The sequence below is a fragment of the Pedobacter steynii genome, from assembly GCF_900103665.1.
GTDB classification, from domain to species: Bacteria; Bacteroidota; Bacteroidia; order Sphingobacteriales; family Sphingobacteriaceae; genus Pedobacter; species Pedobacter steynii.
Window position 1 is genome coordinate 118,218 of the sequence record NZ_FNGY01000014.1, and the last position, 24,584, is coordinate 142,801.

Sequence of the window (24,584 nt, forward strand, 5' to 3'; positions counted from 1 at the left end):
TGGGGAAATAAGGAACTACCGGCTAACTTCTGATTTGCCCATCCCCTCTAACGATCCACTTCTCTGTCACCAGTTTTTCCAGGGCAAAAGGACCTCGTGCATGGAGCTTTTGGGTGGAAATTCCAATCTCTGCTCCCAGTCCAAATACCTGTCCGTCAGTAAACCTGGTGGATGCGTTTAAATAAACTACTGCAGCATCTACCTCTTCCAGAAAACGTTCTGCCTGCGCCGCATCTTCGGTAACAATGGCCTCCGAATGCTTCGATGAAAATTCCGAAATATGTGCCAATGCTTCGGCTGTATTTTTGACGATCTTAACCGAGCATTTATAGTCCAGAAACTCCCTTCCGAAATCTTCCGGAGCAGCGAAAACAAGCTGAGGATAATTGTTTTTTTCCAATATGCGGAAAGCGGTTTCATCGGCAAAAATCTCCACGTTCCCCGCTGCAAGTAAAGGCGATAATATCCCCAGAAAATCATCCGCCACTTCTTCATCTACCAATACCGTATCCAAAGCATTGCAAACCGATGGACGTGAAACCTTTGCATTGAAAACGATCTCCGCTCCTTCGCTCAGTTTCCCGGTTTTTTCGATATAGGTATGGCATACCCCCGCACCGGTTTCTATCACCGGAACAAGCGCATTTTTACGCACAAAATCAATCAGTTCGTTTGAGCCCCGGGGAATGATCACATCGATATATTTCTCTGCTTTCAGAATATCCAGGATATATTTTCGCTCTGCCGGTAATTGCTGTACCACATTTTTATCCAGTCCGCCGCTGCTCAGTACTTCCTGTATAATGGAAACCAGGAAAAGATTGGTATGGTAAGCATCCTGTCCTCCTCTCAACAGGCAAACATTTCCTGATCGGATGCATAAGGAAGCCACATCAATGGTCACATTGGGTCTCGATTCATAGATCACGCCTACCACCCCTAAAGCCACCGTTTTCTTTTGTATAAAAAGGCCGTTCGCCATCGTCTGTGAAGAAATGATCTTATTGGTTGGGTCTGGCAAAGCCGCCACATCTTTCAGGCTTTCTGCCAGCGCAAGAATGCGGGTTTCATTTAAGAGCAGGCGGTCCTTTTTAGGATCCGTATCCGGCATCTTTTGCAGGTCTTTTAAATTTTCTGCGATAATCTCTGCCGATTGGGCAAGGATGGCTGCTGCCAGGCGGATCAGGATTTCCTGTCGGCCGTTATCACTTAAAGAAGCAATGGAATACCTGGCTTTTTTCGCATTGATCAATTGATTTTCTATAGTTTCCATTTGCTGCTTATAAAATAACGATGTCACTGGCATTGGCAATTTCCAGGTTATGCTGTTTTGAATCTTTCAGGATGGCGGCCGAAGATGCCTTTGCCCGGGCTACTGCCACGATGTTCTTTTCCGCATCAATGACCTCAAAAATCTCTCCGTTACCGAACTGCTCGACAACATCGATTACACCTACCGCCAGCAGGCTCTTACGCTTCCTGATCGCATCACAGGCCCCTTCATCCACCATCAGTCTGCCCGTTACCAGGCTTCCACTGGCCAGCCATTTATTTCTCGCAGAAATGGATGCGTTTTTAGGTGTACATGACGTTCCTGTTTTCTCCTTAACGGCATCAAGAATTCCATTGACGGTCCGGATTCCAAAGATCACCACCTTAATGCCCATCGTCGAAGCGAGGTGCGCAAAGGTCAGCTTGGAAACCATCCCACCCAATCCAAGGTCCGAAGTTTTCTTATTGGCAAGTGAAAAGACATCACTATTGATGGAATCAATCTTGTCAATAACTTTTCCTTCTTTATCCAATACTCCGGGAACAGAAGTACCCAGTAAAATCATCGAAGCACCGAAACCGACCCCTAGTAAGGTCGCCAGTTCATCGTTATCTGAAAATTTAATCTCCAGGTCACTCACCACATCATTCTCATTGGCAATAGGAATCACCCCGTTTTTCCACAATTCTTCATAAGTGTTTTTCAATTGAAGAAATTGGGTCCTGTTGGAAAAATGCCGGCGCTCACAAAGACTCTGCGCCATCTGAATGCCGTAGGGGTAAAAATATTTTGAATAGGTGTTTAACAGAATGGGGTTTCCGATTGCCGCAGCGGCCTTTCTTTCGGAGATTTTACCTTTGTAATTTTTGATGTATTGCTTTCCTGCAGCAACAGCGCCCGAAGAAACCAGAATTAACCGGTAATCTTTGGCCAGCTTCGCAACCTGTGCAGCAACATCGGCAATTACCCCCTCATCAAGCTCTCCTTTTGGAGTTGTAATGGAGGCTGTACCTAATTTCAAAACAAGTATCGGCTTATTCATTTGTTTGTGGTTGAGATTTTTATGGTTGAAAACCCGAAAATAGAAAATTTACCTTGATTTTTCAGGAATTCAGCAGGATCATTTGACACAATTATCTAGCACTGACAAAAAAATGAGAATATAATACGTGAAAAAGAAGCATTACTAATCAAAGGCTGGAATCTTTGCCCTGAAGGGGGCAAATCTTCCTAGGCCTTTTCTTAGAACGCATCTTTTTCCTGGAAGGCCCCTCATAGTTTTCATAGAGATTGTTTAACTTTTTTGGAGGTTAAAGGTTTAAGCACCAAATACTGCATGGAATCATTCTCCAATATTTGGTCAATAATTTAAAATAAAAAATATCCCTGCTCAGAAAAGACATAGGAAGATTTGCCCCCTTCAGGGCAAAGATTCCAGTCTTTGAAGAGTCAGGGATATTTTTTAAACAAAAATTTTAATTCCTTTTGTTTAAACTAAAGCCGCATCCAGGGTAATTTCCATATTGTACGCTTTACTTACCGGACAGTTTGCTTTTGCACCTGCGGTAATTTCCTGAAACTGATCTTCAGTGATGCCGGGAATGCTGGCTTTTAACACCAGGTGTGAGCTCGTGATCACGCCGTTATCCAACGATATCGTTGCCTTGGTTTCTAAAGTTCCAGGCGTAAAACCAGCTTCAGTCAGGTCCAGGCTTAACTTCATGGTAAAACAACCGGCATGTGCAGCGGCCATTAATTCTTCCGGATTGGTTCCTATTCCATCTGCAAAACGGCTGTTAAAAGAGTATTGCGTCTGGTCTAAGACTTTACTATCCGTACTCAGGTGACCTGCACCTTCTTTAATTGTGCCATTCCAAACGGCTGTTGCATTACGTTTCATAATTGTTCTTTTTTAGGGTTGGTCTTTCTACTCAAATTTATCATTTTACAGGAATTTCCAGGCACAAACGCGCTGGAATATCTCTGAAGGAATAAAAAACTGTACTCATAAAATCAATCAGATTTGTACCTGTCCTGCTCCAGATAAATTTACGATTTTTGTCATTAATTCAATTTAAGCAACATGTTAAAAAATATGCAGGTCGTTCCCTCTACTTTAAACGATATAGAAAAGATTTTCGACTTATACGATGATGCCATTGCTTACCAAAAGACCGTCTTCAACAAACACTGGCAGGGCTTCGAGCGCAGCCTGGTTGAAAGAGAATTAAATGAGCAACGGCAATGGAAAATCCTCATCGACGGACAGGTGGCCTGTATTTTTGCGATAGATTTTAACGATCCGCTGATCTGGAAAGAGAAAGACGCAGACCCTTCCATTTACCTCCACCGCATTGTGACCAATCCAAAATTCAGAGGGGCAAACTTCGTTAATGAGATCGTTTCCTGGGCGCATATTTTTGCGGCAGAGAAAGGAAAAGAATACATTCGGATGGATACCTGGGGAGACAATCCCAGACTGATCGCCTATTATGAGAAATGTGGATTCAAGTACCTCGGAAATATCATTCCTGAAGTTTCAAACATACTTCCCAAGCATTATGAGAACATTGAACTGGCACTTTTTGAGATTCCTGTAAACAAAAAATAAACAAATCTTTTTTACTTGATTTTGGATTTCAGGAATGCAATTTCTTTCTCATTCTTTGTATTCTGAAGCTCATTCGATTTTTGCATTTCAATCATATGAAGTGTTAATTCTTCTATTTTCCTTAGCAATAACGCATTCATTTCTCCGAGATCAATTCCATTCGCTTTTACCTCTGAAGCAGAAGGGATTCCTTCTAAATGCCCATTTTCTTTAATGAACTTTTCTGTCTCCGCTAAACCTGGCAGCTGATAAGACCTGGCAAAGACATAATCCGGCCAGTTCCCATTTTCTACCTTAATTTCACGTGCACGAATGTTACCGTTAACAGCTAATTTAGAATCGGGTGTTATCGTTCCTATTCCAATATTCCCATTAGCAATTATTGTCATTAAATGGTTTGCAGGCTGACTGGTATCTTCTGCAGTCGTCGTAAAGAAAAACAATCCTCCGGGATTAGTGGCACCAATCCCAAAATTACCTCCATCAGACGTAAACTGAATGGCATTGCCTGTATTCAATTTAATAGCTTTCCCCCAATGATGAGAAGTCCAGTATGGCGCACCTTTAATTTCCAATTTGGCGCCTGGCTGATCAGTACCTATTCCAACATTTCCACTTGAAGGAAAGGTATTGGTTTGAGAAAAGGCAGTTGTAAAGGAGAGCGAAAATAAAACGGCAAGAAAAGATCTGTTCATAGAAGATAGCGTTTGGATTATTAATTGCGCTAAGATAAGCCAAACACATTACAAAAAGATAATTATGATTAAAAAAGAAGGGCGATTTTTCAATCCCCCTTCTCCCCTATAAATCTAAGCGATAGTCGCCGTCAGTGTTCCATTGTTAACAGCGGTACTGTATATTTTTAAAGTTCTCGTACTGCCTGTCGTATTTTGTGGCCCCTGAAGTACGGCACCATTTGTTCCGTATTCTGAAAAATGCAACTGACACTGAATCTTATTTAAAGCCTGTTTCCAGACCAGTGCCCCCTGCTGATGCGGACAAACCGCCTCGGTAGCTACAAATGAGCTGCTGGCATTACCCGTTGCAATTCTAAAAAACAACACGCCATTTGCGGTCGCCTGATCTCCAACTGCCAGCAGTTGAGAGCCCAGATTAACAGAAGCAGTACTGCCTCCTCCTCCCGGAGGGTTTGGATTGGGGTCCGGCGTACCTGTATTGCCTTTTCCACCACATGCCTGAAAGCAGGATCCTGTGCATACCAATGCCAGGCCAAATCCTAATGATTTGATAAATTCGTCACGTTCCATAATTTTTCGTTTTAGTTTAGTAGATATCTGACCGTTTTTCGGGGTCTTTATTTTTTGATTTAAACAGTGTAAAATTCCTGGAGATCGTAAAGCCGAATCTGACCCCACCCTTGGTCCATGATTTCTTAGTATTGGTAATAAAATTATTCTCCAGTATATATTCGGAATTCATAAAGTTGAGGGAAAATATGTGTCCGCCGGTTTCAATTTCCAGCCCCAGACCTAAAGGATTGTAGTAAGCCTGACTTAAATCTGTAGGTCTCGATAATCCATTAACCAGTGTATAATCAGCCACAAATGAGAACCTTTTAGTGAGTTTCATTCTTCCTGCAAAGCCTACCGAAACCAATGCTTCAGGATCACGGGTATCAGACACATTCTTTCTTACCGTCAGTCCCGGCATCACCTGCAAAGAAAGCCTGGAAGAGATTTTACGGGAAATGATCGATTGAAAAAACCAGGAAAAACGGTTGGTATATTTAGAAAATTCGCTATTGCTAAAAGGCTCACGGGCAATCCAGCCCATCTGTGCAAACAAGGTCAGGTTTATTGGCATGTGCTCGTTTACCTTTTGTTGCAGGAGTTTATATTTTCCGGAGAAGTTGTACATTTCATCCTGCTTGCTTCTTCCCACACCTACCGTAAAGCGGTCAGACACCCCATAATCCAGGCCGATAAAAAGGTCTGAGGCCACATCAAGGCCATATAAGGTATGGGCACTTCCAAACTGTCCGCCAATATCCCCAAAATGATGGCGGATTCTCAGATCCAGGTCATGTTTCTTTTCCGTTTCAGAGGAATGAGACAGCACCACATGGGTAGATTTAAAGGTCGCAGCTACAGTTTCCCTTTTGTCTGCGGTATCCAAAGTCTTTAACAATGAATCCGCATTTTGAGCATGGGCTGCGCCAGCCATGAGTAAAATGGCGACCGGTAATAGTCTGAATTTATTCATGATTTCTCTTATTTTAACTGATTAAATTTCCCCGAGACTTTAATATTGATCTGCTCTGCAATTTTCGTAAACACCAGCTTTGGAATCTTAATCCCATGATCTACACAAGCTACCTTAAACTCCGTGCTGACGGCTACCTGTCCATTGCTGATGCTGATCTTTCCGGGAACCGTCCGCTTTTTATCTATCCCATGAACCGTCAACATTCCCGTTACTGTAACATTATATATTCCATCTTTATTCCAATCGATCTGCTGATCCAGAACCCCCTTAAATTTTGCATAAGGGTATCGGTCACTTTCCATGTAATTCTCATTAAAGTGCTCCTGCATTAGTTTACGATCGAACTCAAAACTCTTTACAGCGACCTGAAAAGCGATCTCCCTGCTGTCCTTAATGATCACACCGGTACATTTATCCGTTGCCGCCCGGATGTCTTCCAGCGGGGTCGAAGAATATAGCGCCAGCTTGATGTTTTTGCTGGTATAAGTCTGCGCCATCGCATTCAGCTGAATGGCGAAAAAGATTCCGGAAAGGAGTAATCTTTTGATGTTATTTATCCAGGTCATAACGTATTTTTAAAGAAATCCCACTTGATTTCAGGTTTACTCTACCTTCACCAACCCCGGTTAAGGGTATTTTAACAAAGGGTTCAACCCCTATTTTAAATTTCTCGGTTTTAAGCTTTATAAAGTAAGTCGCGGAAAGATCAACTACACTCAGCAGGTGCTGATTGGCATTCGTTTTCTCTATCAGACGGTTTGAAATCCCCGATGCCGGTGTATACTTGAAGGTATAATCCTCCTTCAACATCAGGTAACTGGACAGTCCGACATTCAGGTCTATGCTTCTTTTTCTATCCTCCATGACCGTATATGAGGCGATCACAGGGATTTCAAGTACCACGCAGGAAGCATCAATCCCGGAAATCAATCCCTGAATTTTGGGGTTCCTGATGCGGTAAGCATAGCTGTCGGTGGCATAATCTTTAGCACTATACTTCAATCCCGTCTGAAGTTTAAAATTCTTTGCAATGCCCAGACTAAAGGTTAATCCGGCACTAAAGCCCCCTTTCCCTCCAATCAGTGCCCCAGCAGAATTGAATTCAGGTCCCGCACTCAACGCCAGGCTCATGGGAACACGCTTTTTGAAAGTCACTTTCTTTTTAGGCGATACCGCCGTATTCTTTTGAACTACTGAAGTTCCTGCCTCACTTGAATTCAGTTGCAGAGAAAGGGACGCCCCCCCCGGCTCCCCAATCCCCTTTGCAAGACTAAAATCTCTTTGTTGTAAATCCGCCAGATTTCTATTTAGGGCCATGCTATTGTTCCCATTATTGTTCCCGGCAACCAATACTTCATTTCCGGCAAGCTGTTCTTTAGCGTATTCAACTCCTTTTTTGATGGGTGCAATGCGACGAATTACGCCTGTTTTACTCGCTACGGCGTGCTCGTCCTTATAATTTCCGGCACCTACACCCCGTTCCTCTGCCCCCAGACCATTCTTTTGATCCTTAACCATCAGATCTTTTTTCCTACCCGCAGTAGTATCGACCTGCAACGAACCATTACCTGGCTCTTCCACATGCTTTCCTGCTGTTGCCAGTTCAGACTTCGCTTTCTTTTCCGTTTTTTTATCAAATGAATAGTAACCGATCAATCCTATTAAAAGTAACAACGACAACACCACAGTCCCCTTCCTGAAAAGCACAATCCGTTCCCTCCTTTTGAGCTTGCCCTCCATTTTGTCCCATGCCGCTTCCTCAAACTGAGGATCAGCATCAAACACCCTTTTTCTAAAGGCGGCATCAAACTCGTTATCGTTTAATTCCATAATGGTGTTTTAAAACGTTTATATTATATTTTATTCTCAAAATCTGATCAGGTTGTTTTAAGCATCTTTTTCAATTGTTCTCTTGCCTTAAAGAGGTTCGACTTCGACGTTCCCACAGAAATAGAAAGCATGGAAGAGATCTCTTCATGAGAGTAACCGTCAATGGCAAACAGGTTAAAGACAGTCCTGTAAGCAACAGAAAGCTTTTGCACCAGCCTGATCAGTTCTTCATAATGTATGTGACTAAGGATACTTTCCTGATCCTCCAGCTCATGTTTTGCATTTAACTCTTCCATTTCCATTCGCCTTATTTGCTTTCTATAATGATCTATCGAGGTGTTGATCATGATCGTACTTAGCCAGGGTTTAAACGGTTTTGTTTTATCGTATCGGTGAATATTGATGAACACCCTCAAAAAGCCATCATTCACGAGTTCAATAGCTTCATCCTTATCTTTCGCGTAGCGAATACACATCCTCATGGCATAGCTGTAATATCCCTGGTAAAGTCCTTTCTGACTTTTCCGGTCTTTTCGCTTACAGCCATCGATTAATTCCTGAATGATTGGTTCGTCCACGTAAAAAATTTAAATCATCTATACCAACAAGTACGCAGGCAACCTGATATAGGTTGCCTGCGTATTGAAATTTAATGAAATATTTTTTTGGAATTGGGAGAAAGATGCAGAAAGCCTTGTTATTTCCCCTTATTGCGGTTACGGTTGAGCTTGATTTTAATCTTTCCGTCTTCGCCATCGGTCGCCAGTAAATGAAGTACGATTCCATTCATTCTGCGCGACTGGATTTCTCTTTTATCCGTCAGATCGTCATCCTTTTTAGGGTTTCTAAGTGGCACATCCAATGCGATGTTCGTTCCCTTAGACATGGAGTATACCCCGGCAACATCCATATTCAGAATGCTGGAATTGATCTGCATCGGATTAATGGTGATTCTTGGGCCACGGATATCAAAGTTACCGTTCAGGTTTTCAAAAGTAACATTGTCAAGATCCCGGAAAGGGAAAGCGAATTTCCCGACGTTCTTAATCGGATCAAACCTCAGCAAAGCTCCTTTTTTAACATCAAACACGACCTTTCCATTCAGGGAATTCGTGACCAGTTTCCCCTGATCGGTAATGGTTCCGGCAATCTTTGTTTTAGAATAGAGAAATCCTTTCAGGTTCTTTGAAGTCAGGCTGGTCATTCCAAAGTTATCAAAAGAGTAAAAGAAATTCTTAATATCTACGTTGCTCAGCGTTGTATTGATAGAAAAATGATTTAAGTTGCCTTTCTGAGAAACATTTCCATCTACTTTCAGTGAACCTCCCCCATGTTTAACACTCACGTTCTTCAATCCGATTCCCGCCTCAGAGAGGAACAGGTCTGCGGTAGCATCAGTAGCCACAAATTTATTATAATATACTTTTGCTACCCTTAAATGCATGTCCACCTTACTTTTCTCGAAGAGCTCGTTCATATCTTCAGAAAAATTACTGTGTTTGGCATGTCGTTTTGCTTTCTTTGCGGGCTTACGGCTCCCCAGAAAACCAAGAAATTCGCCAAGATGCAATTCCGGGCTTTTAATCTGCCAGTTCAGCAAAATCTTTTCCGGTGCCGTATAGTAAAGGTTTAGAAAATTACGGATTGTTCCATCCATTAGGATCACACTCTTACCACTTTGCAAACGGATATTTTTGATAAAAAGATCGGAACTCGTGAAGTTCAGTGAGATTGCTGTATTCGTAAAATTGAGTTTCCTTGGCACATAGCTCACATCCGCATTGCTAATGTCGACCAGGCCTGTCACGATCGGTTTTGACAATTTAAAATCTACAATATCTGCCTTATAAGCCAACCTCACATTTGCCGTTCCTTTGGTAAAATGCAAAGTTTCCTCTCCTATCGCCTTATTCAACTTCGAGATCTCAAATTTCGATTTGAAGACACCTGTAGCGATGGGTTTATCCAGATTGTGAATAAACATCGTATCAATAGAAAAAGGCATCTCCGAATAGCTCCCTTTAAACTGGTAAAGTTTGATTGCCGAATTCGCATCGGTAAAACCTTGCCCGTTCAGGTAATTATTGGTAAAGACCCCTTTGAAATTACAGCTGTCAATGACCGCACCAGGGGTGGTCAGCACGTTGTCTTTTACCAGTGCCGTGACATTGATGGCAGGATCACCACCAGGCCCCATATTTCCGGCCAGCGTACAAGTCACATCTATTGGTGTTTTCAGGTCGAACATATTCAGTTTTGCGCTGATATTGGGTGCAAGTAAGGCCGCAGCATCCCTCCATAAAATCCCCGGAGCCTTGATGTTGATGGAAAAATCAGTATTCTCTTTGGAAGTATCAAATTTAGCGCCGATCAGGAAAGGATCTTTTCCGATGTTCAATTGATTTTCTGCCACATCAATGATTCCGGTATTCTCATTGTAATTGATCTTAAAAGGCCCTTCCAGCATCTTATCCTTGATAAAACTACCTCTTCTCGTATTAAAAGCCAGACTTCTGGCCATGGTCTTCAGCTTCAGCCTTGCTTCCCATCCCGAAAAGGAATAATCCATCTCTCCATTCAGCATCGCTACATCAAACTGAAAAAGCTTGTGTCCTTTTTTATTGTCGACCACAAAACTTACCTCTTTTAAGCTAAACTTTTTAAGCCTCGCATCTGAGCTTTCCTCTTCTGTTTCCGGTTTTTTCTTTTTGTCTTTCTTTCTGAAGATCGCCGTATTGCTATAGCCATTACTATCCGTAAACACGTAAATCTTAGCATTGCTGATCTCTATCTTTTTGATCTCAATCGTCCCGGTGAGCAGCGCCATAGTATTTACGGCAACATCAAAATCTTTTGCGTCGAGCAAAGTATGCTGGTGCGTTTTCCAAAGGCTGTCTTTCATGACTACATTTTTGAGACTAATGGAAACTCCTGGAAAACCTTTAAAGAAAGTAGGCTCCATATTTCCGATGGTCAATGTCCCGTTAAGGTTTTTATTCAGCTGTTTGGTAATCGTCTCCAACAGGGTTTTCTTATTGGCATTGACATACAGGCCAATAGCAACAAAAACAATTAAGACCAGGGCCACAAGGCCTCCGAATATTTTGAGCGTAATTTTAGACCAGCGAGGCAGTTTTTCCATGTAAGTAGCTAACGTTTTAGAGCAGTAAATTGTTTTTAAGCAGGATAAACGCAGAATAGTATCAATAATACAAAAAATATGCCTCAATTAACCGGCAATCTGTAACCTTGTCGCCTTTCCGGGTGTCCTACCTATATAAATACGAAATCCATGATCTTAGAGATTAAAAACCTAACCAAAAAATACAACAAACAAAAAACAGGATTATCCAATTTTTCTATGACTATGGAAAAGGGCGTATTGGGACTGCTCGGACCAAACGGCGCGGGAAAATCAACCCTGATGAAAATTATTTCCACCATCAGTAAACCAACGCATGGAACGATATTTCTAAATGGCGAAGACATTGTCAAAAACCCGGATACCATCCGAAAAATACTAGGCTATTTGCCTCAGGACTTTGGTGTTTACCCCAACCTGAATGCCTACGAGTTTCTGGAATATATTGCAGCTATGAAAGGCGTTGGAGGATCTGGTCTGCGCAAACGGATCGACATGCTCCTCGATGGGGTGAACCTTACCGCAGCTGCAAAACAACCTATAGGCAGTTATTCAGGAGGAATGAAACAGCGAATCGGCATTGCCCAGACCCTGCTCAACGATCCAAAAATACTGATATTCGATGAACCTACCGTAGGTCTTGATCCGGAAGAAAGGGTCCGCTTTCGTCAATTGATCTCGGAGATGGCCAGTGATGCCATTATCATCCTTTCCTCTCATATTGTTTCCGATATTGAAAGCATTGCCGATGAAGTCGCCATTATGAAAACCGGGACACTCATCGGCAAAGCCATTCCTTCAGAAATCATCAAAAGAATTGAAAACAAAGTCTTTGAAACCGTCATTTCAAACGCTGATCTTCCGGCTTTTAAAGCAAAACATCTCGTGATCGATACCAGCAGACAAGGTGATAAAACACAACTGCGTTACATTTCCGGCTTCCAGGAAATCGAAGCAGGAGCCAGAAATGTACCTGCAGGTTTAGAAGATGCCTATTTATTTTTAACTCAAAATTAGCATTAAGGCCTTGAATTATCTATATCCCATCATTAAAGCAGACTACCTGCAACGCAGCCGCAGTTATGCCTTTCTCATTACCATTGCGGTGACCATTTATGCCGCCTGGTCTTTTGTTCCCCCTCCTGAAGCCAATTATACGACCCTGACGATGTTCGGCTATAAAGGCGTTTACAACTCCGCCTGGGTAGGCAATGTGACCGCCCTGATGAGTACGCTCGTCCTTTCCCTGTGTGGTTTTTTCCTTGTGATTGGCGGGATAAAAAAAGACGTTGACACGGAGGTTGGATTGATCATCGCGACTACTCCCATTTCAAATTTCGGCTATCTCTTCAGTAAACTTTTCAGTAACTTTTTGATCCTGCTGACGATTTCAGGCCTCGCCTTTTTGGTAGGAATATTGATGTTTTTTGTCAGAAGTTCGGGTTATCCTTTTCATATCGGCGACTTTCTCTTCCCCTACTTATTCATGGTTCTTCCGGCAATGTTTCTGGTCTCCGGACTGGCGATAGTGGCAGAGGTATTTCTGGGCCGGAAAAGTATCCTTCAATACCTCATCTTTTTCGTTCTTTTCGGTGTTTTAATGAGCAATGTCAATAGCAACACCAAAAATTCTATGGTGACGGTTACCGATGCCCTTGGCATAAGAACAGTCTTTAACAGTGTTAAAGACAAGGTCAACACCGAGTTTAATGAAAACATTAACAATGTATCTCTCGGTTATGTCATTCACAAAAACCGGACGTTTAAAACTTTTGTATGGGAAGGTGTCTCCTGGGACTGGTTATTCCTGCTCAGCAGGGCCTTATGGATCAGCCTGACGGTCGCGCTGGTTTATTTATCGTCTTTCTTCTTCCACCGTTTTGACTTTAAACAGGCGGTAAAAAAAGAAAAGAAAAAAGCTCAGGAAGACTTTTTCAATGCAGCAGTTCCATACTCGGGATTTCAGAAATCGGCACTCCCAGCCATCATACCGGCTTATGGCATCTTTCCATTCATCAAAACGGAATTGATGCTGATGGTCAGAAAAGACTCAAAATGGCTTTGGGCCCTTAATATCGGTCTTTGGGTAGCAACGTTGTTTGTTCCCTTAACCTTTGCCTATTCCTTTTTACTACCGGCTCTCCTCTTTCTACAAGTCAGCAGAATATCAGAGTTGACCACAAAGGAGAAAACAAACCGGGTTCATTATTTCACTTATGCTTCGTATAAACCATTACAAAGGATGCTTCCGGCACAAATCATTGCGGCTTTCTGCCTGCTCGTGGTATTGGCCTTGCCGGTCATAGCTCGCTTGTTAATGGCCTCAAATCTCATGGGCATGCTCCAGGTCTTGAATGGATCCATGCTAATTGTATTGCTTAGCGTCTGTCTGGGGATCCTTACCGGCAGCAAGAAGTTATTCGAAATTCTATTTTTTGCATTGACTTATATCGTTTTTCAGGGAATACCTGAGGCACATTACCTTGGCGCGTTGGCTTTTGAAAACTATGCAGGAATGATGGTGATCATCCTTATGATAAATGCGTTGCTGTTGATTTTCAGCTTTGCGGTAAGAAATTATCAGACCAGAAATCTATAAAATAAACACGTAAGGCGGATGAAAAGCCCATCCGCCTTACGTGTTTATTCCTAATCTATGGAAGCCATATCAATCACGAAACGATAATGAACGTCTCCTTTTAAAGTTCTTTCATAAGCCTCATTAATCTGGTCCATACGGATCATTTCTACATCAGAAGTGATGTTATGTTCTGCACAGTAGTCCAGCATTTCCTGAGTTTCTTTGATTCCTCCTACCAGTGATCCCACCAGGCTCCTACGTCCAAAAATCAAATGAAATGCCTGCACATCCGATGGTGTTGGCGGAACGCCAAGCAAAATCATCACACCATTCGTACCCAGCAGGGCCAGGTATTCATTATAATCATGTTCGGCAGAAACCGTATCTATGATAAAATCGAAGCTATTCGCCAACTCCTTCATTTTTTCTTTATCTGTAGTCAGGGCAAAATGATGTGCCCCTAGTTCCTCTGCATCCTTTGCTTTTCCCGGAGAACGGCTCAACATCGTTACCTCAGCACCCATAGAAGAAGCAATTTTAACAGCCATGTGTCCTAAGCCACCCAATCCTACAACCGCCAGTTTATCACCCTTTTTCACGCCCCAATATTTCAATGGAGAATAAGTTGTAATTCCTGCGCACAACAAAGGCGCAACTTTTTCTAAAGGAAGCTTATCCGAAATATTCAGCACAAAACCTTGTGTCACCACAATATGGGTAGAATAACCACCGTAAGTAATTGTTTTTTTATCCTGTTCAAAGGAATTATAGGTCTGGGTATGCCCGTTTTCACAGTATTGTTCCTGATGGTCTTTACAATTGTTGCAATGACCGCAGGAATCTACAAAACAGCCTACACCTACCGTATCACCCACTTTAAAACGCGTCACATTGCCGCCAACACGACTTACTTTTCCAACGATTTCATGTCCGGGAACCGTTGGATACATTGTACCTCCCCACTCATTCCTTGCAGTATGAATATCCGAATGGCATACGCCACAGTATAAAATTTTGATCTCCACATCGTCGGCACCTGGCTCACGACGGGTTAACTGATAAGGTTCAAGTGGTTTATCTGCTTTCTGAGCGGCATATGCTTTTACTAGGGTCATATGATGTTTTGATTAGTTAGGATAATATAATACCTAAAATAGGAAAAATGTTTGCGGTATTTTCATTCATTGTTAACAGCTCAGACATATGCTCTGCACTAAAAAATCCAGTCGGGCAACAGGCTAATGCAAATTGCTCAACTGGATTCCTGTTACTGCTCTTTCTATTTAGCAGCTAAAGCCTCATTAATTTTATTCTGAGTGATGTCCTGACTCGGTCTCGGCGCATCATTGTCAAAGATCTTTCCATCTTTACCGATGATCACGTAACGCGGAATGCCACTGATATTAAAAGCCTTCCCTACTGCACTATCCACGCCTGACTTCGCCTGAGAAAGCAGGTGAACACCTTCTATTTTATCATCTTTAATCGCTTTTTTCCAGGCATCAACCTTACTGTCCAGGCTCACATAAAGAAAAACAACATCCTTATTGTCTTTAAATTTCGCATGTAATTTAGGACTACCATTCTTCATCTCATAACGACATGGAGAGCACCAGCTTGCCCAGAAATCCATGTACACCACTTTACCTGCAAAATCTTTTAAGGTTACATCCTTACCGTTCAGGTCCTTTAGCGTAAAGGGAGGAGGGGTTTTTCCTGCGGATAAATTGTCCAGTTTGCGGTAAGTCTCCTGCAAGTCTTTTGCTTCAGCTTCAGTCGCATATTTAGCACTATACTCGTCGACTAAAGGCTTAACCTCAGTCAATTTTTTTGAACTATTTAGTGCAGATTTGATGATTCCCATAATGACGACATGTTTAACTTTGGCAGTGTACATCTTTTCCACCAGATTCAATTTAAGCCTGGTCTCAGCCTCAGCCGAGATCACACTGTCTAGTGTTCCCCGCTTAAACCTTTCCTGAAAGCTCAAAAAAACAGGAAAAACACTTGTCATAAATCCAGAGTAGTCAGAATTTGAAAGAAGTTCATCATCTATTTTTACCTCTTTTTCTAAATTCCAATAGCTGGCAGGAATACATTCAGAAAGTTTTTTCCCTGACATGGCGTAGAATTTTGGAAGTATCACCGGCATGTTTAGTTTTTGATATAAAAAGGAAACAGATTTATCCCGATAAAATGCCGGGCTGACTTTTTGCTTATTGGCTTCCAGTGTATTTATCGAAATCTGCCCAAGCCCGTAATAAGTGTCAATAGCGTCTGCCGGGCTCAATATTTTCTTACCAATTTCCTGCTCTTTCTTATTATAAGCAGAAACATAAGCTCTTGTACATTCCTCTAATACACTGGCATTTTCAGCTCCCTTACCCAAAAACGATGTATTCTGATCAAAATCAGTTGCCACACTTAACTGATCTCCCTCCTCCAGGAACAAGCTGAGGCTCCATTTTTTTGGATGATCAATTCCAAATTTTATCGTGCGTGGGAAATCGGAGGCAAATGACAATAGGAATTCTCCTTCTTTATTTGGTTTCACAAAAAACACTTTCCCCTTTGCTGGATCTGATACCCAGATGGAATCTGCCTTTGCAGCAGTAGCTTTAACTGTTACAATTACCTCACTTTTTTGTCTAAATGCCACACTTGCGCCCAGGCAAAGTGTCAACATGAATAATATCTTTCTGATCATATTTTTTTTGATTTTTTAAATTATTAGAAACTGGTTAATAACCCGCGTTTTGATCCAGGGCAGGATTTACTCTGATCTGACCTGAAGGAATTGGAAACAACACGTCTGTAGATTGCCAAAAAGCCCCCTTTAGTGGCATCAGTACTTCATCCGCCCTGCTTTTAGAAGCGTCAGCAAAACCAGCGCTGCGTTTCAGGTCAAACCAACGGTGCGGATATTCGCCGAATAGTTCCAGCTTACGCTCCTGTTCTACCGCAGCCAGCATAGCAGCCTTGTTCAGGCCTGTCTTATCTTCCAGCCCGGCCCGTGCTCTGATCACATTCAGGTCTGTCTCTGCACTGCCTGATCGATTAAGCTTATTCTGCTGTGCGCGGGCCTCGGCACGGATCAGATACAGTTCTCCAAGCCTGAGGAAAATACTATATTCATCTCCACTTCCCGTCAGGATCTTATACTTGTTGACGTAATAGACGCCTGCATTATTTTTACCTGTCCAATTGCTCTTGCGCAAATCATCCACTCCAGCAGTGTTTTTTTCAAAAGCCAGATCAAAACCTGCTCTTAGGAAGTATCTTGGCGTTATGCCTGCATTACCTGGAACGTAATAAGTGGCAAGCGGACTTCTGCCGGTCTGAGCATACAGCTGCAGGATCGTTTCATTACTTCCTTTCTTAAAAGTTCCTGTTGGATTACCTAACGTGTACAAGCCCGAACCAATCACTTCAGAAGCTTCAGCTTCTGCTTTTGCCCATTCTTTATGATAGAGATATGCCCTGGCCAATAAGGCTGATGCGGCATATTTATTTACCCTTGCCCGTTCTGCAGAAGGATATTCTGCTTTCAACAAAGCTTTTGCCGACTGCAGATCGGTTAAGATTTTCGACCAGGCTTCTTCTGTTCCGGCACGCGGCAACTTCGCATTTTCCAGCTCATCGATTGATAACGGTAAAGGTATTTTCCCATACAAATTCAATAAGTTAAACAACAATGCTGCCCTCATAAACTTCATCTCTCCCGACAGCTGATTCTTTATTCCTGTAGTTAAATTCGTGGAACGATTCAGTCCTTCTATAGCCAGGTTACATTTACGGATGTTCGAAAAAGCGGTAGCCCATAAGTCAGAAGAATTGTTAGTATTTGTAATGGTAATGCTGTTATTTAAGAATTCAGCAGATGCAGTGGTAGTAGAGACCAATTCATCAGCGGAAAGCCCACATAAATAACTGAGAAAGGGCAAAACATCTTTATCATAAGCTGGGTAAAGTTCCACTACGGCAGCGGTCGCAGACCCCTCGTTGTTAAAAGTAGTCTCCCAATCCAACATGCCATCCGGAGGGGAAACGTCTACAAATTTCTTGCAGGAAACCAACACACTGAATAAAACCAGAATACTGATATACAAGGGGTAAGCACCTATATTTTTATTGACTAATTTCATTTCTATAAGATTAAAGTGTACAATTGATACCCAACATCCATGTACGCAGGCCTGGGTAGACATTTGGTCCAAATTCAGGGTCCAGCACATACTTGTTCTTAGTAATGCTAAACAGGTTCAACCCTTGCAGGCTCAATTTTACCTGCTGAAACTTGGCCTTTTCCAGCCAGCGCTTAGGCAGGTTATAGCTCAGGTTTACTGATTTCAGCTTGATGTAACTCGTATTTCCCCAGGTAAAATCAGAAGAAGGCAGGAGTCCATATGCAGCGCTTGCAGCACCGGCGCCAGTTACAGCCAGGGGCCACTGTGTCCCCGTATCTCCATCTTTCTTCCACCTGTCCAATACGGATTGATTCTGATTCATCAGCCCCCCCGGCGCAATGCCATAAGGTAATATATTGATGACCCCTCTACTGTTTTCAAATTTAAAAAACACATCAAGGTTGAGCCCTTTATAAGTAAAACTGTTGTTCAACCCTCCATAAAATGGATGTCCTAAGCCAGCAACATACTGGTCGCCTACCCCCATTCCAGGTTGTCCATCCAGATCGGCATAGGTTGGCGCACCTGTTACCGGGTCAATGCCATTAAACTTAAATTTAGACCTGTAAAGAAAAGCATCCACAGCTTCGCCAACTACATAATAAGCGCCCAAAGTTGCCTTATCCTTGTCCTTGAAGCTCAGCAATACATTACGTTCAAAAGAGACATTAAAGCTGCTGTTCCAACCAAAATCACCCCCGGTAATATTCCGGGTATTCAGTTCCAGTTCCAATCCTTTATTTTGCACAACGGCATCCAGATTGGTGATCAATCCACCACCACCCGACTGTGAAGCCAATGCCGTTAAATTGAGCATATTCGAAGAACGGTTGCGATAAAGATTTCCATTAAAAAGGATCCTGTCTTTGAAAAAACCAAGACTCAGACTCAGCTCTGCTTTTTTGGTGCTTTCCCATTTGAGGTTCGGATTTGCGGCAGAACTTGGTTTAAGCGTACTTATACTTTGATAGGGATTAAGCCCCGGACTATAGGTACGCAGATAGCGGTAATTGTCGATCCGGTCGTTACCTGTAGTACCATAGCTCATCTTTAGCTTACCAAAACTCAAAAAAGAAATGTTTTCTTTAATCCACTTTTCCTCAGAAAAAAGCCACGCAGCGCCTACCGCGGCAAAATTCGCCAATCTGTTATTGGTACCAAACCTGGAAGAAGCATCATTGCGATAGGTAAGATTGAGCAGGTATTTATTCTGGATGTCGTAATTTAAACGTGCAAATAACGAAGCATAATGGTACTTCTGCTCATCAAACTCTGTAGTCACCAGACCTGCACCTTCAATATTAGTCAGCTGGCTATCATAGGTATAGTTTTCGCCCTTCATTTTAGTGTATTCTGAAATGGCTTCGCTAAAGGTTCCTCCCAGCAGGGCGGTCAGTTTTCCGGGGCCGGTCATGGCCGTATATTCAATCTGTGGTTCAATGGTATAATTACTATTTGGAGAATCAGCAAACCAGGCCCAGCTTGCTTTCGGAGCTACCGGATTATTGCTCACTGCCGGAATCCGGAATGAATTTTCCAACCGGTTTAACGTATATCCTGCAGTCGCCCTTAAGGTCAATCCGGTAACTACTTTATAACTAAGATTTGTATTTGCAGATAAGAAAGCATTATTGGCAGTATAAACACTCAATAATGAAGCCATTGGATTGTCAAAGTTATTATCCCAGTTTAAAGTGCCATCCGCTTTATAAAGCGAAAAATTTGGCGGTAAAGCGATCATCTCGACATAAAACGGATCTGAGGTCATGTTACTTTTTTCTACCGCATAATTGGTTGAAATCTGCGCATTGAACCTGCGGTTTGCTGAGGTAAAACCGATATTGATGAGTCCGCCAACCCTGTTCACATTTTGATTTTTAGCAATCACCGTTCCTTCCTTACGATAATTTAACCCGATATAGTAATTTACAAGATCAGAGCCACCTGAAGCACTTAAATTAGCTGTTTGCATGGCAGCAGTACCGCCCAGCAACCTGCGTTGAAAATCAGTATCAGCATTTTGGTCCCAGCTCGTTAAATCAGGTGCGTTTTCTGCTGTAGGGGTGATTCCTTCATTTTTAAAAGCCTCTCTTCTAAGTTCCAGGTATTGCTGCGTGTTCATCATCGGGATATAATGCCCAACTTTCCCTGCACCTGCATTCAGATCTACATTTATTTTCACCCTGCCTGCCTTTCCTTTTTTAGTCGTGATCAGCACCACTCCGTTTGCGCCTCTGGCCCCATAAATCGCAGTTGCATCCGCATCTTTAAGCACATCGATCTGCTCCACATCTTCCATATTCAAAATGCTAAACATATTGGTAGCACCAGTCAAGCCTTTGATATTGGAATTGCTGTTTTGTGAGTCAGAACGTGTTCCGGATGCCTGTGGAATTCCATCGATCACATATAAAGGGTCTCCCGAACTCGAGCCGAAGATTCCGAAGGAATTATCTCCCCTTACTTTTACCGAGATCCCGGCACCGGCAACTCCTCCCGCATTACTAGTTACACGCACTCCTGACAAACGGCCATTCAATGCACTCAATACATTATTAACCGGCTGTTGCGCCAATGTTTCTGCCGTCACCGTACCTACAGTTGCCGTATTTAAACGTTTTGAAACCGCGCCATAGGCGATGATCTGTACCTGATCCAGGTTACCAATATCTTGTATCAATTGAATAATAAGCGTTTTGGCCTGCACAGAAATCTCCTGTTTTTTATACCCAATGCAGGTAATTTCCAATGTACTGCCGATATCCGCCCGAATGTTAAAAACTCCGGAAGCATTTGTCCGTACAATGGTCGTGCTTCCTTTAATGCTCACATTGACCCCGGGCAAGGGCTTACCTGTCTCATCGACAATCGTTCCTTTAATGTCAATCTCCTTATCTTCTACATAGCTGACAATCCGATCCAGCAAGCTGAGTTTCTTTTTCTTGATAACTACCGTACGGTCTGCGATATCAAATACCAGAGGCTGATCTTTGAAACAAATCTTCAAAGCTGTTTCCAGGTCTGCGTTTTTTAAGTTCAGACTTACAGGCTTCAGATCTTTAAGATCCGGTACCGAATAGACAAAATCGTACCCACTCTGCCGGCTGATGGATTCCAGTACATTTTGTAAGGAGATCCGATCTGCTTTCAGGTAAATTTGTGCGCGGCTGGCAGCGCTGAGCTGCAGCAGACAAGTGATGATTATGAGTGTGGTTAGCTTCATAATTCTTAAAACCTGACGGGAATAACTGCGCATGCAGTACCCTGCCAAATAATGGTTAATTTTCATTAGTTTTGGTTGTTTGGTAATAGTTGATTGATTTCTCCCAAAAGATTTTAATACAGCAGACCAGGCGTCAAAACGGGAGTAGGTCGAAGCACTCCCGTTTTTTTGTTCCCGGCTGCCCTCAGCTGGTAAAACTACGGCATGACGGTCACCCTCCTTCCTTCAATTTTAAAATGAACGGCTTCGGTATAGGAAATTTTAGTCAGGATTGCTGCAAGGCCCATTTTCCGGCTCATGCTACCAGTGAAGATCCGGTTACTGACATCACCCTGATACTTAATTTCTACATCATACCAACGAGACAATTCTTGCATAATATCTTCTATACTTTCATTATCAAAAACGAATTTTCCATTCTTCCATGCGATTGCTTTATTGAGGTTAATCTCCCTCACTGCAATACGATCTTTATCTTTCAGTACAGATTGCTGTCCAGGCACCAGCATTACTCCTTTGTCTTTAGCAAATTGGGGAGCGATATGAACCGAACCTTCCAGCAAAGTAGTTCTCGTATCAGGCTGATCCGCATAAGCGTTGACATTAAAATGGGTGCCCAGCACTTCCACGGTTTGTGAGGTCGTCTGCACACTAAAAGGCAATGCCAGTCGGGAATGAGGTAATTTAGCTTTGGCAATTTCAAAATAAGCTTCTCCGGTTAACTGAACTACCCTTTCCTTTTCAGAAAATTTAGAAGGATATTTTAAAGTTGAACCGGCGTTGAGCCAGACTTTTGATTGATCAGGAAGTACCACCATATAAGTCTCTCCATTTTGAGTGGAAAGTGTATTTATTTGGTTTCCGGTCTGCTTCTCTTGATTTTGTATGTGATACACTAGCTGTCCGTCTGCCGTTTTACTGATGATCACTCCCCCCTCCTTGGCCAGCTCTCCCTTTGACACTTCAGATAACCTTATTTTCTTCCCGTTGGCCAGTATAAGTGTCGCCCCATTTTGGGCAGGACTAACGTCATTTGCATAAGTAGAAGTATCCTGAATTCCTGGTGCCGAATTGGCGAGATAGAACAGCAATCCAGCAGTCGTCACCAACAATATTGCCGCCGCTGCAGCAATACGGGGAAATGAAAACAATTTGCGTTTTTTGGGAAGGGCATTGATCCGACTTTTGACTGCATTATAAGAATGATCTAAAGCAGCTAATACCTCCGGCATGACCGTCACTTCTTCCGCAACAGGACTATCCAGACATTCTTCTATTAAACTTAATAGTTCTTCCTGATCCTTTCCGGATTTCAAATGCTCCAGAAACAACCGCGCTTCCTCTATATCCGCCTGGTGGTTAACGTATTTGAAAAATGATGCTCTAAGTTGATCTAAGTTATCCAAAGTCTGAGGTTTTAATGATAATACACTTGAAAAGCAGCTGTCCTCTGCTCCAAATTTAAATTACCAGCAACTAAATCACAAGACACTGAAATACAGATAATTAAAATTAGATATCCAGAAAGAGAATTGAAACTACTGCCAATAGCATGGTATTGTCAAGCGATGAATGTCTGTTTTTAATAAACTTTGTGGCTTTCACAATATGATCACTGATGGTGGAGCTGGAAATACCCAGAATCTTCCCTGCTTCTTCATAACTCTTTCCTTCTATTTTACAAAGTTTATATACCTGTTTCCTTTGTGGAGGCAATTGTTCGATCAGGTCCTTAATAAATTCATCACTTTGCTTATAGGCAATTGATTCATCAATATGGGTATAGAGTTCGGTACTTTCCCGACTGAGATAGTCTTTAAGCTTTTTATCGAGGTTCTTTTTCCTGATAAAATTGTAAACTGTGAATTTTGAAATCTGAAACAGATAAGATTTAAAAGATTGTTCGGGATCAATTAATTCTCTTTTTTCCCATACCTTGAAAAAGACATCCTGTAATAATTCATTGGCATCCTCTTCTGATTTTACCATTTTTAATATATTCCAGTAGATCTTAAGACTGTACACTTTATAGATCTTTTCAAACGCGTTTTGATCCCCTGATTTCATCAGGTTCAACAACTCTGTTTCCGAAAATTCAGCATACTGTTCCACAACCAATATTTATTAAATACTTAGCGCAATGCGTAGTTTATAAAAAGTAGCAAACAATAAAATAGATTTACAAAATGCCCCCGATTCAAGTATAGGCAAATATTTTGGGATATAACTATTCAGTGGGGATGATTTATGCAATCCACCTGCCCATCAAAAAGTCCTGAAAAAATTGAAGCTGAATTGCGAAATTCAATAGATAGAAAAAAGCTACACATAAAACCATCTTAGATTTCGATCTCAACAAAACAAAGCTGGTAAAAAATAATATATAGTAGGTAACCATTCCAACATACTGATAAACTCCGGTGAAATAGATCCCGCTGATAATTACACCAATAATCACCATCTTATCAATTTTACCTGGCTCAAATTCTTTAAATAACCACGTTACAAAAACCAAAAAAAATGGGGTACACAATAAATGCCTGTTAATACTCCAAATACTGGTATAACCATTCCGGTCAAACGTAAAAAAAGTATCTAACACAGTCACGGCCGCCAGGTATAACACAGAAAAAAAAACATATCTGCTGATTGTACTTACCGCAAATGTTCTTTGTTCTCTACTTTTTTTTAAGGATTCGTAGCTCCATTTAAAACAAAAATAGATAGACAATAGCCCAATGACAAATGCGATGCCATCTATCGCCAAAATCCTACTTGGCGAATAGGTTGTCAAAGGAAATTTAGGTACAAGCCAATGCCTTTTCCAATATTTTTGAATTTCTATAAAATAAAACCACATCCCTGTGTGACTGGCTTGTAATATTGCTGACAACATTAAGCCACAAAACGAGGGAACAATACAAATGAGTGCATTTGACACTTTTTTAGATAGGGTTTTCCCGGAATCACAGCTAAAAATCTCAGTGATGATAATTGCCGGAATGGCGATCATTGCGGCAGATCTTATGAGTGAGGTTCCTAAAAAACCAATGATCAGAAAAGCTTTGGAATTCGTTCTATAGCCTATAATTAGAATGGCAGCAAATAAAAAGAATAAGGATTCAGAATAAGGTAATCCAAAAAAAATGAAGGAAGGGATGGAGATTAAAACCAGACTATATCTATAATTTAATCCTAGTCTGCTTACTAAAAAAGCGTAACTGAAAGCAAAGATTAAAGCATTAACAATAGATATCCCTGTAGATGAGAGACTCAGGAGTTCCCAAAAAAGGGGAAACAAAGGAAAAAATGCCATATTACAGGTATGCCCGGGAATATAACTATATCCGTTCTCCATGATGGAATAATACCATTGTGCATCCCAATTGTTTAAATTTGTATCTGAAGGAGCTATTTTAATCCATCCATATTTAAAAAGTATACAATAACAAATACTCAATAAAAGCAGATGGCATAGTGGAATAACAATGGGCTTTTTTAATATTAAACA

General features: G+C 41.8%; 19 protein-coding genes. 3 read left to right on the forward strand and 16 right to left on the reverse strand.

What is annotated here, in order from left to right; translation table 11 throughout:
* Positions 1 to 22 precede the first annotated feature (22 nt).
* The 3 genes from BLQ87_RS29460 to BLQ87_RS29470 all read right to left on the reverse strand — a co-directional run bounded on the left by BLQ87_RS29460 (position 23) and on the right by BLQ87_RS29470 (position 3,173).
* Entirely contained in the window at positions 23 to 1,273 is a 1,251-nt protein-coding gene (locus BLQ87_RS29460) for a glutamate-5-semialdehyde dehydrogenase (protein ID WP_074612489.1), read from the reverse strand.
* A gap of 7 nt (positions 1,274 to 1,280) precedes the next feature.
* The gene (proB, locus tag BLQ87_RS29465) at positions 1,281 to 2,315 is read right to left on the reverse strand and encodes a glutamate 5-kinase (protein WP_074612490.1); all 1,035 of its coding nucleotides are present in this window, start codon (positions 2,313 to 2,315) and stop codon (positions 1,281 to 1,283) included.
* 447 nt (positions 2,316 to 2,762) lie between these two features.
* A complete protein-coding gene (locus BLQ87_RS29470) occupies positions 2,763 to 3,173 on the reverse strand; it encodes an OsmC family protein (RefSeq protein WP_074612491.1) in 411 nt (136 codons plus the stop codon).
* A 183-nt stretch (positions 3,174 to 3,356) separates the two neighbouring features.
* Between BLQ87_RS29470 and BLQ87_RS29475 the strand changes: the two genes are divergently transcribed.
* Positions 3,357 to 3,884: a GNAT family N-acetyltransferase gene (locus tag BLQ87_RS29475; protein WP_216857880.1), complete on the forward strand. Its 528-nt coding sequence runs from the start codon at positions 3,357 to 3,359 to the stop codon at positions 3,882 to 3,884.
* A gap of 11 nt (positions 3,885 to 3,895) precedes the next feature.
* Here the strand turns inward: BLQ87_RS29475 and BLQ87_RS29480 are convergent, their stop codons facing one another.
* From BLQ87_RS29480 to BLQ87_RS29510, 7 genes are all read right to left on the reverse strand, one after another.
* Positions 3,896 to 4,579 (reverse strand): hypothetical protein, encoded by a 684-nt coding sequence (locus tag BLQ87_RS29480; RefSeq protein ID WP_074612492.1) that lies wholly within the window; start codon positions 4,577 to 4,579, stop codon positions 3,896 to 3,898.
* Positions 4,580 to 4,693: 114 nt separating this feature from the next.
* Positions 4,694 to 5,152 carry a QcrA and Rieske domain-containing protein gene (locus BLQ87_RS29485; RefSeq protein WP_074612493.1) on the reverse strand — a complete coding sequence of 153 codons (459 nt, stop codon included), beginning with the start codon at positions 5,150 to 5,152 and terminating at the stop codon, positions 4,694 to 4,696.
* Between the two features lie 16 nt (positions 5,153 to 5,168).
* Positions 5,169 to 6,107 (reverse strand): DUF5777 family beta-barrel protein, encoded by a 939-nt coding sequence (locus BLQ87_RS29490; protein ID WP_074612494.1) that lies wholly within the window; start codon positions 6,105 to 6,107, stop codon positions 5,169 to 5,171.
* Between the two features lie 8 nt (positions 6,108 to 6,115).
* Entirely contained in the window at positions 6,116 to 6,676 is a 561-nt protein-coding gene (locus BLQ87_RS29495) for a YceI family protein (RefSeq protein ID WP_074612495.1), read from the reverse strand.
* Complete coding sequence (locus BLQ87_RS29500) at positions 6,660 to 7,940, reverse strand: hypothetical protein (RefSeq protein ID WP_074612496.1); 1,281 nt, start codon at positions 7,938 to 7,940, stop codon at positions 6,660 to 6,662. Before BLQ87_RS29500 ends, BLQ87_RS29495 begins: the two co-directional genes overlap by 17 nt.
* A gap of 47 nt (positions 7,941 to 7,987) precedes the next feature.
* The gene (locus BLQ87_RS29505) at positions 7,988 to 8,518 is read right to left on the reverse strand and encodes an RNA polymerase sigma factor (protein WP_074612497.1); all 531 of its coding nucleotides are present in this window, start codon (positions 8,516 to 8,518) and stop codon (positions 7,988 to 7,990) included.
* 119 nt (positions 8,519 to 8,637) lie between these two features.
* The gene (locus BLQ87_RS29510; protein WP_245723956.1) at positions 8,638 to 11,082 is read right to left on the reverse strand and encodes an AsmA family protein; all 2,445 of its coding nucleotides are present in this window, start codon (positions 11,080 to 11,082) and stop codon (positions 8,638 to 8,640) included.
* Positions 11,083 to 11,232: 150 nt separating this feature from the next.
* On the opposite strand from BLQ87_RS29510, the gene BLQ87_RS29515 reads away from it, so the two are divergent.
* Together BLQ87_RS29515 and BLQ87_RS29520 are read left to right on the forward strand one after the other, a co-directional pair.
* Positions 11,233 to 12,099 carry an ABC transporter ATP-binding protein gene (locus BLQ87_RS29515; protein WP_074612498.1) on the forward strand — a complete coding sequence of 289 codons (867 nt, stop codon included), beginning with the start codon at positions 11,233 to 11,235 and terminating at the stop codon, positions 12,097 to 12,099.
* A gap of 10 nt (positions 12,100 to 12,109) precedes the next feature.
* Positions 12,110 to 13,681, forward strand: coding sequence for a hypothetical protein (locus BLQ87_RS29520; protein ID WP_074612499.1), 1,572 nt, complete (start codon positions 12,110 to 12,112; stop codon positions 13,679 to 13,681).
* 50 nt (positions 13,682 to 13,731) lie between these two features.
* Here the strand turns inward: BLQ87_RS29520 and BLQ87_RS29525 are convergent, their stop codons facing one another.
* The 6 genes from BLQ87_RS29525 to BLQ87_RS29550 form a co-directional block, all read right to left on the reverse strand.
* A complete protein-coding gene (locus BLQ87_RS29525; protein ID WP_074612500.1) occupies positions 13,732 to 14,778 on the reverse strand; it encodes an NAD(P)-dependent alcohol dehydrogenase in 1,047 nt (348 codons plus the stop codon).
* A 164-nt stretch (positions 14,779 to 14,942) separates the two neighbouring features.
* Entirely contained in the window at positions 14,943 to 16,370 is a 1,428-nt protein-coding gene (locus BLQ87_RS29530) for a TlpA family protein disulfide reductase (RefSeq protein WP_083362119.1), read from the reverse strand.
* 34 nt (positions 16,371 to 16,404) lie between these two features.
* On the reverse strand, positions 16,405 to 17,808 hold the full coding sequence (locus BLQ87_RS29535) for a RagB/SusD family nutrient uptake outer membrane protein (RefSeq protein WP_172664995.1): 1,404 nt from the start codon (positions 17,806 to 17,808) through the stop codon (positions 16,405 to 16,407).
* Positions 17,809 to 17,818: 10 nt separating this feature from the next.
* Positions 17,819 to 21,139: a SusC/RagA family TonB-linked outer membrane protein gene (locus BLQ87_RS29540; protein WP_074612501.1), complete on the reverse strand. Its 3,321-nt coding sequence runs from the start codon at positions 21,137 to 21,139 to the stop codon at positions 17,819 to 17,821.
* A 131-nt stretch (positions 21,140 to 21,270) separates the two neighbouring features.
* The gene (locus BLQ87_RS29545) at positions 21,271 to 22,479 is read right to left on the reverse strand and encodes a FecR family protein (RefSeq protein WP_074612502.1); all 1,209 of its coding nucleotides are present in this window, start codon (positions 22,477 to 22,479) and stop codon (positions 21,271 to 21,273) included.
* 106 nt (positions 22,480 to 22,585) lie between these two features.
* Positions 22,586 to 23,185 (reverse strand): RNA polymerase sigma factor, encoded by a 600-nt coding sequence (locus tag BLQ87_RS29550; RefSeq protein ID WP_074612556.1) that lies wholly within the window; start codon positions 23,183 to 23,185, stop codon positions 22,586 to 22,588.
* Positions 23,186 to 24,584: the final 1,399 nt, after the last annotated feature.

Excerpts from the sequence above, each read along its gene's own strand:
- BLQ87_RS29460 (WP_074612489.1), bottom strand. The coding sequence starts at position 1,273 with ATGGAAACTATAGAAAATCAATTGATCAATGCGAAAAAAGCCAGGTAT.
- proB (WP_074612490.1), bottom strand. The coding sequence starts at position 2,315 with ATGAATAAGCCGATACTTGTTTTGAAATTAGGTACAGCCTCCATTACA.
- BLQ87_RS29470 (WP_074612491.1), bottom strand. The coding sequence starts at position 3,173 with ATGAAACGTAATGCAACAGCCGTTTGGAATGGCACAATTAAAGAAGGT.
- BLQ87_RS29475 (WP_216857880.1), top strand. The coding sequence starts at position 3,357 with ATGTTAAAAAATATGCAGGTCGTTCCCTCTACTTTAAACGATATAGAA.
- BLQ87_RS29480 (WP_074612492.1), bottom strand. The coding sequence starts at position 4,579 with ATGAACAGATCTTTTCTTGCCGTTTTATTTTCGCTCTCCTTTACAACT.
- BLQ87_RS29485 (WP_074612493.1), bottom strand. The coding sequence starts at position 5,152 with ATGGAACGTGACGAATTTATCAAATCATTAGGATTTGGCCTGGCATTG.
- BLQ87_RS29490 (WP_074612494.1), bottom strand. The coding sequence starts at position 6,107 with ATGAATAAATTCAGACTATTACCGGTCGCCATTTTACTCATGGCTGGC.
- BLQ87_RS29495 (WP_074612495.1), bottom strand. The coding sequence starts at position 6,676 with ATGACCTGGATAAATAACATCAAAAGATTACTCCTTTCCGGAATCTTT.
- BLQ87_RS29500 (WP_074612496.1), bottom strand. The coding sequence starts at position 7,940 with ATGGAATTAAACGATAACGAGTTTGATGCCGCCTTTAGAAAAAGGGTG.
- BLQ87_RS29510 (WP_245723956.1), bottom strand. The coding sequence starts at position 11,082 with ATGGAAAAACTGCCTCGCTGGTCTAAAATTACGCTCAAAATATTCGGA.
- BLQ87_RS29515 (WP_074612498.1), top strand. The coding sequence starts at position 11,233 with ATGATCTTAGAGATTAAAAACCTAACCAAAAAATACAACAAACAAAAA.
- BLQ87_RS29525 (WP_074612500.1), bottom strand. The coding sequence starts at position 14,778 with ATGACCCTAGTAAAAGCATATGCCGCTCAGAAAGCAGATAAACCACTT.
- BLQ87_RS29530 (WP_083362119.1), bottom strand. The coding sequence starts at position 16,370 with ATGATCAGAAAGATATTATTCATGTTGACACTTTGCCTGGGCGCAAGT.
- BLQ87_RS29535 (WP_172664995.1), bottom strand. The coding sequence starts at position 17,808 with ATGAAATTAGTCAATAAAAATATAGGTGCTTACCCCTTGTATATCAGT.
- BLQ87_RS29540 (WP_074612501.1), bottom strand. The coding sequence starts at position 21,139 with ATGAAAATTAACCATTATTTGGCAGGGTACTGCATGCGCAGTTATTCC.